The organism is Actinoplanes awajinensis subsp. mycoplanecinus (assembly GCF_001509495.1).
GTDB lineage: Bacteria > Actinomycetota > Actinomycetes > Mycobacteriales > Micromonosporaceae > Actinoplanes > Actinoplanes palleronii.
The window spans coordinates 18321-31314 of the sequence record NZ_LLZH01000009.1; the positions used below are offsets into that span (position 1 = coordinate 18321).

The 12994-nt window shown below is 71.5% G+C and carries 11 protein-coding genes; 4 read left to right on the forward strand and 7 right to left on the reverse strand.

Annotated features, from left to right (window positions below; genetic code table 11):
- The first annotated feature begins 145 nt into the window (after positions 1-145).
- Positions 146-1741, forward strand: a complete 1596-nt coding sequence (locus ADL15_RS02970; RefSeq protein ID WP_067684896.1) for a methyl-accepting chemotaxis protein — start codon at positions 146-148, stop codon at positions 1739-1741.
- Here the strand turns inward: ADL15_RS02970 and ADL15_RS02975 are convergent, their stop codons facing one another.
- Genes ADL15_RS02975 through pdhA form a run of 6 tightly spaced genes read right to left on the reverse strand, consistent with a single transcriptional unit; the run spans position 1742 to position 6574 of the window.
- Positions 1742-2098 carry a YciI family protein gene (locus ADL15_RS02975; RefSeq protein WP_067684898.1) on the reverse strand — a complete coding sequence of 119 codons (357 nt, stop codon included), beginning with the start codon at positions 2096-2098 and terminating at the stop codon, positions 1742-1744.
- 13 nt (positions 2099-2111) lie between these two features.
- On the reverse strand, positions 2112-2558 hold the full coding sequence (locus ADL15_RS02980) for a MarR family winged helix-turn-helix transcriptional regulator (protein WP_067684900.1): 447 nt from the start codon (positions 2556-2558) through the stop codon (positions 2112-2114).
- 33 nt (positions 2559-2591) lie between these two features.
- Positions 2592-3248: a lipoate--protein ligase family protein gene (locus tag ADL15_RS02985; protein WP_067684902.1), complete on the reverse strand. Its 657-nt coding sequence runs from the start codon at positions 3246-3248 to the stop codon at positions 2592-2594.
- Positions 3245-4489: a dihydrolipoamide acetyltransferase family protein gene (locus tag ADL15_RS02990; RefSeq protein WP_067684905.1), complete on the reverse strand. Its 1245-nt coding sequence runs from the start codon at positions 4487-4489 to the stop codon at positions 3245-3247. Before ADL15_RS02990 ends, ADL15_RS02985 begins: the two co-directional genes overlap by 4 nt.
- Position 4490: 1 nt before the next feature.
- Positions 4491-5486, reverse strand: coding sequence for an alpha-ketoacid dehydrogenase subunit beta (locus ADL15_RS02995; RefSeq protein WP_067684907.1), 996 nt, complete (start codon positions 5484-5486; stop codon positions 4491-4493).
- On the reverse strand, positions 5483-6574 hold the full coding sequence (gene pdhA, locus ADL15_RS03000; protein WP_067684908.1) for a pyruvate dehydrogenase (acetyl-transferring) E1 component subunit alpha: 1092 nt from the start codon (positions 6572-6574) through the stop codon (positions 5483-5485). Before pdhA ends, ADL15_RS02995 begins: the two co-directional genes overlap by 4 nt.
- Positions 6575-6705: 131 nt before the next feature.
- Here pdhA and ADL15_RS03005 point away from each other — a divergent pair, with 131 nt between their 5' ends.
- A complete protein-coding gene (locus ADL15_RS03005) occupies positions 6706-7173 on the forward strand; it encodes an Lrp/AsnC family transcriptional regulator (protein ID WP_067684909.1) in 468 nt (155 codons plus the stop codon).
- A gap of 30 nt (positions 7174-7203) precedes the next feature.
- On the opposite strand, the gene ADL15_RS03010 is transcribed toward ADL15_RS03005, so the two are convergent.
- The gene (locus tag ADL15_RS03010; RefSeq protein WP_232343867.1) at positions 7204-9918 is read right to left on the reverse strand and encodes a transglycosylase domain-containing protein; all 2715 of its coding nucleotides are present in this window, start codon (positions 9916-9918) and stop codon (positions 7204-7206) included.
- 285 nt (positions 9919-10203) lie between these two features.
- Between ADL15_RS03010 and ADL15_RS03015 the strand changes: the two genes are divergently transcribed.
- Together ADL15_RS03015 and ADL15_RS03020 are read left to right on the forward strand one after the other, a co-directional pair.
- The gene (locus ADL15_RS03015; RefSeq protein WP_067684914.1) at positions 10204-12246 is read left to right on the forward strand and encodes a cellulose binding domain-containing protein; all 2043 of its coding nucleotides are present in this window, start codon (positions 10204-10206) and stop codon (positions 12244-12246) included.
- A 29-nt stretch (positions 12247-12275) separates the two neighbouring features.
- Positions 12276-12728, forward strand: a complete 453-nt coding sequence (locus ADL15_RS03020; protein WP_067684911.1) for a DUF427 domain-containing protein — start codon at positions 12276-12278, stop codon at positions 12726-12728.
- The last annotated feature ends 266 nt before the right edge of the window (positions 12729-12994 follow it).

Sequence of the window (12994 nt, forward strand, 5' to 3'; positions counted from 1 at the left end):
TCCGGACCGGGCGGTCCGCCGCCGGCCGCCGCGGGCCGGGCCGCCGCCGTACCCCGCAAAGCGGCGAAATCTCCGACCACAGGGGTGACCATGGGAGGAAACGCGCGCAGTCCGGCGCGGTCGTCGTGACTTTCGGGGGCAGGACGTGACGGGTAAGAACTGGCTCGCCGACGTGGGCGTGAGCGTCAAAGTGATCGCCGCGGTGTGCGTGGCCGCCGCGGTCGCCGTGGTGGTCGGCGTGACCGGGATCGTCGGCCTGGGCAAGACGAGTGCCGCGGCCGCACAGATCTCGACCAGCAACGTCGCGAGCATCACCGCGGTCGGCCGGTTGCAGACCGCGGTGGAGAAGGCGCAGGGCGACTCGGCGAACCAGGCACTGTCGCCCGACAAGACCGTCGCCGCCGGGTTCGCCGACGACTTCACCGCTGATCTGCAGGCATTCGACGACGCCATGACCGCGTACCGGGACAGCAACCCGGCCGGCAACCCGGACACCATCGACGCGCTGGCCGCCACGTGGAGTCAGTACGCCACGATCGCCAAGGACAAGATGCTGACCCTCGGCAACAACAGCAAGCTGGCTGCCTGGTCGGCGGTGCGCGACACCGAGGCCGAGCCGCTGATGCAGAAGATCGGGTCGAGGCTCGACGAGCTGGACGCGGCGGAGAAGGCCGACGCGGTGAAGAACGCCGACGCGGCCCAGGACACGTACCGGTCCAGTCGTACGCTGGCGTTGGTGATCTTGATTTTGGGGGTGGTCCTGGCGATCGGGATCGGGGCCGTGGTCGCCCGGGGCATCGTGCGGTCGCTGGCGAGGGTCCGTGAGGTGTGCGACGCCCTCGCGGTGAACGACCTCACCCACACCAGCGGGCTGACCGGGCGCGACGAGCCCGGCCGGATGGGCCAGGCCCTCGACGCGGCGATCGTGAACCTGCGGGAGACCGTGTCGACCATCGAGCAGTCCGCGGCGTCGCTCGCGGGCGCGTCCGAGCAGATGACCGGCGCAGCCGCGCACATCGCCGACTCCGCCCTGCAGGCCTCGACCGAGGCGCAGGCCGTCTCGGCCGCCGCCGAGGAGATCTCCCGCAGCGTCGACACCGTCTCGGCGGGCAGCGAGGAGATGGGCGCGTCGATCCGGGAGATCTCGCAGAACGCGTCCGAGGCGGCCCGGGTCGCGACCGAGGCGGTCAACGTCACCGAGGCCACCTCGGCGACCATGAAGAAGCTCGGCGAGTCGTCCGCCGAGATCGGCAACGTGATCAAGGTGATCACCTCGATCGCCGAGCAGACCAACCTGCTCGCCCTGAACGCCACCATCGAAGCGGCCCGGGCCGGCGACGCGGGCAAGGGGTTCGCCGTCGTCGCGTCGGAGGTCAAGGACCTCGCGCAGGAGACCGCCCGGGCCACCGAGGACATCTCCAGCCGGGTCGAGGCGATCCAGGCGGACACCAGCGGCGCGGTCGCCGCGATCGAGGAGATCTCCCTGGTGATCTCCCGGATCAGCGACTTCCAGACCACGATCGCCTCGGCGGTCGAGGAGCAGACCGCCACCACGGCCGAGATGAGCCGCAGTGTCTCCGAGGCGGCGTCCGGCACCAACGAGATCTCGCAGGGCATCACCGCGGTGGCGACCGCGGCCGAGTCGACCACCCAGGGCATCGCCGAGACCCAGCAGGCGACCGCCGAGCTGGCCCGGATGGCGTCCCAGCTCAACACCCTGGTCGGCAGCTTCCGCCGGTAGTCAGCCGACCAGGCCGGCCTCGACCTCCGGGATACCCATCTCCTCGAGGATCGTGATCGTGCACTGGTCGGACCACTGCAGATGGTGGTGATCGCCGACCAGCGCGACGGCCTCGTCCATCGAGGCGGCCTCCAGGATGGTCATCCCGACGATCTCGGTCGGTGCGTCCGCGACGCCCGTGCGGGACACGGTCGTCGTGTGGCCCAGTGGACGGCCCGGGTCGACGAGCGCCGGGCCGAGCCGCGTGAACCAGTCCGTCCACTGCTGGACGCCGATCACGGCCTCCTCCGGGGTGGCCGTCACGAACCGGGCGGCGACCTCGTGCGGCGCGCGGTAGAGCACGACGAATCGAGCCATGGTCTGGAGCTCCCTACGATCGTGGATCGGAAAGCGTGCGGGAGACGTCCCGCAGCGACGTCGCGAGCGTGCGCAACGTGGACTCGCCGAGCTGCTCGGTGACCCCGGCGGACCAGGCCAGCTGGCGCTGATAGATCTCCTCGAGCACGGCGCGGCCCGGCGCGGTCAGCTCGACGAGCTGAGTGCGGCGGTCGGTCGGATGCGGCCGGTAGGCGATCAGGCCGTCCCGCTCCAGGGCGTCGGTGATCCGCTGGACGCTCTGCCGGGCGTGACCCATGTCGGCCGCCATCGCGGCCACGGTCTGCGGCCGGAACGCCCGGCCGAGCACGTGCCACCGCGCCGAGCTCTGACCCAGCGGGCCGGCGATGCCCTCACCCGCCTGGTTGATCAGTCCGTTGACCTCGAAGACCGCCTGGACGAACTGACTCCACGCGTCACCGGGCCCGGCCTGTTCGTCCATACCGGAGACCTTGCCACGATTGACAGCGTGCTGTCAAAGACCGTAGGCGGCGCGTACTGCCGCGGTCACCGCCGCCGCCGTCAGCGCCGGGACGGTGTCCTCGGCCGCGCCCACGGTCGCCGGGTCGAACGGGTAGTCCAGTTCGGCGTACGCCGCGGTCAGCACCTCGCGCAGCACCGCCGCCCCGCTGACCTGGATGACCGTGCTGAACAGCCAGCCGTCCCGGGTCACCCGCTGCGCCGAGCCGACGATCTTCGCGCCGCCGGCGTTCACGCTGTACTCGCCCGGGCAGTACTCACCGGGCACCGGGCCGATCCGCGCGTCGACGCCGAGGCTCACCAGCATCGCGGTGTGCAGCGCCGCGAACCGCTCGAACCGCTCGACCGGATCGGGCGACTCGAGCGCCGCCCGGTGCACGTGGTCGACGACCACGCTGCCCCGGTGGTACGCGGCGAGGCTGCCGCCCTGCGGACGGACCACCGGGACGAATCCGTGCCGGCGCACCGCGGCGGTGGCCCGCTCGTATCCCGGGCGCAGCGTGTCCCGGCGGCTGAACGCCGCGGTCGGCGCGGGCGAGTAGATCCGCAGGATGTCCCGCTCGTCGCCGCGACCGTCGCGCAGCAGCTGCGGCCCGAGCGCGACGTCGCCCGCCGGGCCGCCCGCGACCAGGTTGTTGAAGAGCGTGATCACAGCCGGGCGATCACCGACGCCGGGTTCTCGATCGCGTCGGCGACGCTGCGCATGAAACCGGCCGCCGTCCCGCCGTCGCAGACCCGGTGGTCGAACACGAAGCTCATCTGCGTGATCTTACGAACGCACAGCTCACCGCCGACCACCCAGGCCCGGTCCAGGATCCGTCCGAAGCCCAGGATCGCCACCTGCGGGTGATTGATGATCGCGGCGCTGCCGTCGACGCCGAAACTGCCGTAGTTGTTCAGGGTGAACGTGCCGGCCGTCAGCTCCCGCGTGGTGCTGCGACCCTCGCGGGCTGTCGCGGTGAGCCGGCGGATCTCCTCGCCGAGCCCGGTGGTGGTCATCGCCTCGGCGCCGATCACGGCGGGCACGACCAGGCCGCGGTCACCCTGCACGGCGATGCCGAGGTTGATCTGGTCGAACTCGACGATCTCCTGGCGGTCGGCGTCGAAGCGGGCGTTGAGCACCGGGTATTCGCGCAGCGCGGCGACCGTGAACCGGGCGAGGTAGGCGAGCAGGCCGGGGCCGGTCGGCAGGCTCTCGCGCAGCGCCCACAGGTTGGTGGCGTCGACGTCGACCCAGACGGTGGCTTCCGGGATCTCGCTGCGGCTGCGGCCCAGGGCGACGGCGGCGGCCTTGCGGAAGCCGCTGAGGGGCGTCCGGCGCTCCCCGGCGACAGCCGTCGGGGTTGTGTGGAGAGCCCGCTCCACATCGGCCCGCATGATCACGCCGCCGCGGCCGGTCGGCTCGACCTTCCGCAGGTCGATGTTGTTGGTCCGGGCCAGATTGCGGACCAGCGGCGAGATCACCTGCGGTGGGCGCGCGCTGCTGACCGGTTCCGCTTTTTCTTCGGTACGGATGTCAGCCCGCGGCTTCCGCTTGCGCGCCGTGACCGCCCCGCCGGACGTCCCGTACCCGATCAGCACGTTGCCGGACCCGGCCTGCTCCTCCTCGCGGTAGGACGCGGCAGCATCCGCGACCGGCGCGGCCGGGGTCTCCGCCGCGGCCGGAGTCACCGTGATCAACGGCTGCCCGACGGCCAGGGTGGTCCCGGCCGGCACGTGCAGCGTCGCCACCCGCCCCGCATACGGCGACGGCACCTCCACCACCGATTTCGCGGTCTCCACCTCGGCGATGCACTGGTCCACGGCCACGTCGTCGCCCTCGGCCACCAGCCACTGCACGATCTCCGCCTCGGTCAGCCCTTCGCCGAGGTCCGGCAGCAGAAACGTCGTCATCTCACTGCTCCCATGACAAGTCGTCGACGGCGTCCAGCACCCGGTCCACCCCGGGCAGCTGGAAGTGCTCCAGCTTCGGCGGCGGGTACGGGATGTCCATCCCGGTCACCCGGCGCACCGGCGCCGCCAGCGAGGTGAAGCACCGCTCGGTCACCCGCGCCACGATCTCGGCGGACACCCCGGCGAACCCGGACGACTCGGTGATCACGACGGCCCGGCCGGTCGAGCGCACCGCCGCGCACACGGTCGCGTCGTCGAACGGCACGATCGAGCGCAGGTCGACCACCTGCAGGCTGCGCCCCTCCTGCGCGGCGACCGCGGCCGCCTCGAGCGCCACCGGCACCGACGGCCCGTACGCGATGAGCGTCGCGTCGGTCCCCTCGCGCCGGATCACCGCGGTGCCGATCCCGGCCGCCCGCGACGGGAACTCGACCTCTTCCTTGCTCCAGTAGAGCTTCTTCGGCTCCAGGAACACCACCGGGTCCGGTGACTCGATCGCGGCGCGCAGCAGCGTGTACGCGTCCGAGGGGGTGGCCGGCGCGACGACCTGCAGCCCCGGCGTGTGCGCGTAGTACGCCTCGGACGAGTCGCAGTGGTGCTCCACCCCGCCGATCCCGCCGGCGTAGGGCACCCGGATCACCATGGGCAGCCCGACGCGGCCCCGGGTCCGGTTCCGCATCTTCGCCACGTGGCTGATGATCTGCTCGAACGCCGGGTAGGCGAACGCGTCGAACTGCATCTCGACGACCGGGCGCATCCCGTTCATCGCCATCCCGACGGCCATCCCGACGATGCCGGACTCGGCGAGCGGGGTGTCGAAGCAGCGGCTCTCACCGAACGCGGCGGTGAGCCCGTCGGTGATCCGGAAGACGCCACCGAGCGCGCCGATGTCCTCCCCGAACAGCACCACCGACGGGTCGTCGGTCATCGCGTCGCGCAGCGCCCGGTTCAGCGCCTGCGCCATCGACAGCTTCTCGTGGGCGACGGTGGTGGTCATCGGGCTCCTTCCCGGCTCAGCTCGTCCGCGATCAGGGCGGACTGTTCCCGCAGCTGCGGGGTGGGGCTCGCGTAGACGTACGCGAAAAGGTCTTCGGGGTTGGGTTCGATGTCGAGGTTGAGACCGTCGCGCAGGTGGGTGGCGGCCCGCTCGGCCTCGGCGGTGAAGTCGGCGGCGGCCTGGTCGGTGAGCGCGCCGCGCTCGGTCAGGTAGGTGCGCAGCCGGGTGATCGGGTCGCGGTGCACCCAGGCCGCCACGTCGGCGTCGTCGCGGTACCGGGTGGCGTCGTCGGCGTTGGTGTGCGCCTGCATCCGGTAGGTGTGCGCCTCGATCAGCTGCGGGCCCTCGCCGTTGCGGGCCCGGTCCACGGCCGTGCCGAGCACCGCGAGCAGGGCGGCCATGTCGTTGCCGTCGACGCGTTCGCCGGGGACGCCGTAGCCGATGCCCTTGTGCGCCAGCGACGGCGCGGCGGTCTGGCGAGCGAGGGGGACGCTGATCGCGTACTCGTTGTTCTGCACGAAGAAGACCACCGGGGCCTGGAACACCGCGGCGAAGTTCAGCGCCTCGTGGAAGTCGCCCTCGCTGGTACCGCCGTCGCCGCACATGGCCATCACCACGGTCGGCTCGCCGCGCAGCCGGGCCGCGTGGGCGACACCGACCGCGTGCGGCAGCTGGGTGGCCAGCGGGGTGGCGTGCGGGGCGACCCGGTGCTCGTACGGGTCGTAGCCGCAGTGCCAGTCCCCCTTGAGCAGGCTGAGCGCCTCGACCGGGTCGACACCCTTGCCGACCGCGGCGACCGTGTCGCGGTAGGTGGGGAACAGCCAGTCCTGCGTGTCGAGCACCTGCGCCGCCGCGACCTGGCAGGCCTCCTGGCCGTGCGAGGACGGGTAGACGGCCAGCCGGCCCTGCCGGACCAGGGCGTACGCCTGGTCGTTGAGCCGGCGCGCGGTGATCAGCTTCCCGAGCGACCGCAGCAGGGTCGCGTCGTCCGGAGCCGGGTACGGGCTGTTCTCCACCGCCCGGCCCTCGGGGTCGATGAGACTGACCGGGGTCGGGGACGGCAACAGCCGACGGGAGTCAGGTGTCATGCGGTAATCGTGTGGCTCCCGTCACCTGTGATCCAGAACCCGGAAGAGAACGAGAAAAACCGGCCCCAGGACCCGCTGTACGATGCCAATCGTCCAACTGAACGGGCGTTCGGGCGAGGAGTTGAAGACACGTGGCCAGCACGCTTGACGACATCGACCGGCGGATTCTCGCCGAGCTCAGCCGGGACGGCCGGATGCCGATCCGGAAACTCTCCGAGACGCTGCACATCTCCCGGGCGAACGCGTACGCGCGGGTCCAGCGGCTGCGCGAGACGAACGTGATCAAGGGGTTCCGGGCCGAGGTCGATCACCTGGCCGCCGGGATGGCCACGTCGGCGTACGTCACGGTGAACCTGCGCCAGGCGGAGTGGCGGGTGGTCGGCGAGCGGCTGCGGATGCTGCCCGGTGTCGTGCACATCGCCCTGGTCGGCGGCGAGTTCGACGTGATCCTGCTGGTCCGGGCGAAGGACAACACCGACCTGCGCCGGCTGGTGCTCGACGAGATCCAGGGCATGCCGGGGGTGGTGAACACCCGTACGTTGTTGGTCTTCGAGGAGTTCGAGTCACCGACCTCGACAAGCATGTGGGAGGAGCCCTGACCGTTTCAACGGGCGGGCTCCTCCCTGCCTCTACCAGCCCAGATAGCTGCGGGTCATGGCGGCGACCTGCTCGACGACCGCGATGCCGGCCGGCTGGTCGCTGTTGCCGTGCGAGAGCACCGACATCGCCACGTCGGTCTTGGCGCCGCTGATCCGCCCGGTGGTGTTCACGATCCACTTGCCGCTCTCGCTGGACCGCGACAGCCAGCCGTTCTTCTGCGCGGTCTGCTCGCCGGAGAACGACGCGGCGCTGACCCCCCACGTCTGATCCGCGTTGACCTGCGACATCAGCTGCAGGATCGCGTCCTTGGACGCCTTGGTGAGCGGGCCGCCGCTGCCGGTCAGCGCGAGCACCATCCGGGTCTGGTCGGCGGCGGTGGTCCGGGACAGCCCGAACTGCTCGTCCGGCTCGGTGTCGTTCAGGCCGAGCCGCTGCAGCGCGTCACGCAGCCCGTCCGGGCCGCCGATCGCGTCGTAGACCTGCACCGCGGCGTCGTTGTCGCTGGCCACGATCATCTTGCGGACCCGCTTCTTCTCGGCCGTGGTGAGCTTGCGGTTCGCGTCCTGCACCTGCAGCATCAGCGCAGCCAGCAGCTCGAGCTTGACCACGCTGGCGGTCTCGAACTCGCGGTCGCCGCGGTAGTCGTAGGTGTGCCCGGTCTTGCGGTCGACCACCGAGACCGAGAAGTCCGGTGCGCTCACCGCGTACTTCTGCAGGGCTCCGGTCAGCCGGGTGACCCGCTCGTCCCAGGAGCCGACCGCGAGGGACTTGTCGACCAGATCGCCCTTCTGCGGCCCCGGGAACATCCGCCCGGGCGCCATCTCGGTGCCGGGTTCGAGGGTCCGCAGATCGTCCTTGCGGACCTGACCGACCTCGGCCGCCGAGGCGAGGGCCCGGGCCGGCTGTCCGCTCAAGGCCCCGGACAGGAAGGACTTGAAGATTTCGTACGGCATGCCGTCGCCGTTGATCGCTGTCCCTTTTTTCGTACGGATCGGGCCGGGCTTGTCGCGCCCCAGCCAGACCACGGCAGCCAATCCCTGCGCCCACCCGGCGGTCCACGCGTCCGACGAGTCGCTGGTGTTGCCGTACTGCTGGGAGCCGGTCTTCGCGGCGGCCGGCACCCCGGGCACCGCCCCGTCGTGCTCGACCACCTGGGCCAGCACCGCGCCCACGTCCGCGGCCACCCCGCCGTCGAGCACCCGGGTCCGCTTCACCACGTGCCGGTACGGCACCGAGCCCCCGGCGCTGGTCACCGACTGCACGAAGTGCCGGTCCGCGCGGTTGCCGCCCCCGGCCATGGTGGCGTAGACGGTGGCCAGGTCGGCCGGCGTCACCGGGTACCGGCCGATGGCGATGTCGGAGCGGGTGCGGCCGGGGCTCAGCTCACCCTTGAGGTCGACCATCGTGGTCTGGTCGCCGTACTTCTCCGGGATGCCCAGCCGGCGGGCCAGCTTGCGGATCGCGACCGGCCCGAGCTGCTCGGCGAGGGCATAGAACGGCGTGTTCAGCGAGTGCACCATCGCGATGTCCAGCGGGCAGACCGGGCACTGCATGTTGTCCAGGTTGTAGAGCGGCGCACCGCCCCGGTCGGTGAACTGCCGCGGCGAGCTCCCGTTGTAGTACGACCGGTAGTTGATGTCGTGCTCCTCGGCGGCCGCCAGCACCAGCGGCTTGAACGTCGAGGCCGGCGGCCGGGCGGCGAGCGCGTCGTCGAAGTACCCGCGCCCCCGGTCCCCGCCGTAGTAGGCACGCACCCCGCCGTCCTGCGGGTCGATCGCCACCAGCGCGGAGCGCAGCTCGTCGGGCTGTCCGTGCAGGGCCTTCGCGATGCTCTTCACGGCGGCCTGCTGCGCGGTCGCGTCCAGCGTCGTGGTGATCCGCAGCCCGCCGGTGCGGACCTGCTGGCGACTGAAGCCCGCGGCCACCAGCTCGTCCTCGACCCGGTCGGTGATCAGCCCGGCCGGCCCGCCGATGGTGCTCGCCGTGACCGACTCCTTCGCCACGTCCGGGTAGGGCGTCTGCTCGGCCGCGCCGGGCGGCAGCCAGCCCGCGTCGCTCATCGCCCGCACGATCCACTTCCAGCGGTTCAGCGTCCACGTCGGATCGACCGCCGGGTCACCCCGGGTCGGGTCCTTGACCATGGCGGCCAGCACCGAGCCCTGGTACCCGGTCAGGTGGTCGACGGACCGGCCGAAGAACGCCTGGGCGGCCGCTTCGATGCCGTACGCGCCGCGGCCGAAGTAGATGGTGTTGAGGTAGCGCCGCAGGATCTCGTCCTTGCTGAACGTGCTCTCCACCTTCAGCGCGAGCGCGGCCTCCTTGGCCTTGCGGGTGACCGTCCGCTCCTGGGTGAGGTACGCGTTGCGGACGTACTGCTGGGTGATCGTGGAGGCGCCCTCGCCGCTGTCGCTGACGATGTTCGACCACAGCGCCCGGGCCAGCCCGCGCACCGAGACGCCGTGGTGCTCGTAGAAGCCGCGGTCCTCGGCGGCGATGAACGCCCGCCGCACGTCCACCGGGATCTTGTCGATGGTGACGTCGGTGCGGTCGGTCGGCCCGAACCGGGCGAGCACGGTCGTGCCGTCGCGGTAGTAGAGCACCGACGCCTGCGGGGGCACCGGGTCCGGCGGCAGGTCGACGCTCCAGACGTACCCGGCTGCGGCCAGCACCAGCACCAGCTGGGCCGCGACCAGACCGGCCAGGACCCGCTTGCACCAGCGTGGCCAGCGGCGATACCAGTTCACCGGTCTTCGCGCCAGGCGCCGTAGCGCATCGAGGCGTAGCCGGTCCGCTAGTGCCGTCGGAGTCAAAGGTCGCCCCTTCGCGATCTACAACGTCGATTCACTCGTTAGTGCCCTGACGCTCGAGAGGGGGGTTTGCGGGTACTCGGGTGGTGATCGTCACGAAATGTGAACCCGGTGAACCTTTCCGGCCGTCGCGACGTAACGCTCGCGAAACATTGACACCCGTGCTCGCCGGATCAACGATGGGAGCGCTCCCACTCATCCCCTTTCACCGCGGAGATGCCGATGCCGTCCACGTTCCTCCGGCGCACCATGGCGAGCACCGTCCTGCTCGCCATGACCGCCGCCGTCGCCGCCGCCGCGCCGCCCGGCGCGCACGCCGCCGCCCCCGCCACCACCCACGTCGATGTCGACGTCCGAGCCGGGCTCGCCACCGTCGGAGACGCCGCGCTCGGGATCAACCACGCCATCTGGGACTCCCAGCTCGGCACCCCGGCCGTCGCCGACCTGCTGCACGACGCGGGCGTGAAGATGCTGCGCTACCCGGGCGGCTCCTACGCCGACATCTACCACTGGCGCGACCACACCGCGCCCGGCGGCTACGTCGCGCCGAACACCGACTTCGACACGTTCATGGCCGGGGCCCGGCGTACCGGCGCCGAACCGATGATCATCGCGAACTACGGCACCGGTACGGCACAGGAAGCCGCCGACTGGGTCCGCTACGCCAACGTCACCAAGGGCTACGGCGCCCGGTACTGGACGATCGGCAACGAGAACTACGGCAACGGCCACTACGGCTCGGCGTGGGAGGCCGACGAGCACGCCGACAAGAGCCCGGCCGAGTACGCGTCGAATGTCATCGCCTACTCCCAGGCCATGAAGGCCGTCGACCCGACGATCAAGGTGGGCGCGGTGCTCACCATGCCGGGCAACTGGCCGGACGGCATCGTCGGCACCGGCGACCAGGGCACCTGGAACACCGAGGTGCTCTCCCGGGCCGGCGCCGCGATCGACTTCGTCGACGTGCACTGGTACCCGGGCGGCGCCACCCCGGCCGAGACGCTCACCAAGCCCGCGCAGATCCAGGACGCCACGTTCCTGCTGCGCCAGCAGATCAACCAGTACGCGGGCGCGAACGCGAGCCGGATCCAGATCAGCATGACCGAGACGAACGTCGACGTCGGCCGCACCACCCAGCCCGGCGCGCTGTTCCTGGCCGACGTCTACAGCGGCCTGCTCGCCCAGGGCGTCTTCACCGTCCAGTGGTGGAACGTCCACAACGGCATCGACAAGGTCTCCACCGTCGCCGGGAAGACCGACTACGGCGACTACGGGCTGCTCTCCAGCGGCAACTGCACCGCCGACGGCACGACCTGCGAGCCGCCGCTGAACACGCCGTTCGCGCCGTACCACGCGCTGTCGCTGGTCGGGTCGTTCGCCCGCCCCGGTGACCGGTTCGTGGCGGCCGGCGCCGACGACCCGCTGGTCAGCGCGCACGCCGTCCGCCGCACCAACGGCGACCTCGCGGTCCTGCTGATCAACAAGGACCCGGACGCGAGCCACACCGTCGCCCTGAACTACCAGGGCTTCACGCCCTCGCCGGCGACACCGGCCGTCGCCACGTTCGCCGACGGCGCCGACGCGGTGACCACCGGCGCGAGCGGCACGGCTGCCGCGCAGACGCTCACCCCGTACTCGATCACGCTGGTCACCCTGCACCCGAACCGGACCGAGGCGGGCGGCCCGAGCGCACCCGCCCGGCCCACCGCGACGGTCACCGACCGGACCGCCACGATCAGCTGGCCGGCCGTCGCCGCCGGCGTGAAATACGAGGTGTACCGGCAGAACGGCGGCACCGCCGAACTGCTCGGCGAGACCACCGGCACGTCACTGACCGTGCGCAACCTGGACCCGGGCCGCCGCTACACGGTCAACGTGCTGGCCCGCGACACCGCCGGCCGGCAGTCACCGCCGTCGCCGCCGCTGACGTTCACCACCGGCACCCCGGCCGGCGCCGCGTGCACGGTGAAGCTGCGCGATACCAACGACTGGGGCAACGGCTTCGTCGCCTCGGTCGACATCACCAACAACACCACGAGCGCGCTGACCGGATGGACGCTCACCTTCACCTGGCCGACCGGGTGGCAGACCATGAACGGCGGCTGGAGCGCCACCTGGGACCAGAACGGCCGCACCGTCCGGGCGGTGGGCGACGCCCTGGCCGCCGGGGCGACCACGTCGGCGGGCTTCGTCGGCGGCTACAGCGGCCCCAACGTGCTGCCCACGGTCTTCACCCTCAACGGCACCGTCTGCACGACCGTCTAGGGGCCGGCACACCGGCGTACGGTGATGGGATGGAATCGGTCTGGGATTATCCGCGTCCACCGCGGCTGGAACGCACCGACGCCATCGTGACCATCACCCACGCCGGTGTGCCGCTGGTCCGCAGCACCCGGTGCTGGCGGGTCCTGGAGACCTCGCACCCGCCGGTCTACTACGTGCCACGCTCGGACATCGCCGCGGGCGCGCTGGTGCAGGCCCCGGGCCGCTCCTACTGCGAGTTCAAGGGCGACGCGACGTACTGGACCCTCACCGAGGGCGGCGCGCCGGTGGCGTGGTCTTATCAAAATCCGACACCGGCGTACGCGGAGCTGGTCGGCGCGGTCGCCTTCTACCCGAGCCGCGTCGACGAGTGCACGGTGAACGGCGTAGTGGTCCAGCCGCAGGAGGGCGACTTCTACGGCGGCTGGATCACCCCCGACATCACCGGCCCGTTCAAAGGCCCTCCAGGCACCCGCGGCTGGTAACCACCCCGAGCAGCCTCCAGAACCAGCCGGGGGCCGCGAGACTCCGCACGGCCCGGCACCGGCTGGTGCTCAGGGGTGCCTCCGGCACGCCGAGACACCCCTGAGCGCCAGCTGGAACCCGGCGGCTGGCGCTGAGACGGCTGGAACCAGCGTCTGGCGGCGGCTGGGCGACACCAGCGCGCCGGGACCGGCTGGGCGGGACTGTGCGCCGGGCGGTCGTGGCGGTCAGGGGAGAACGGGGGCGGGGACGGCGCGGGGGTCCGGGG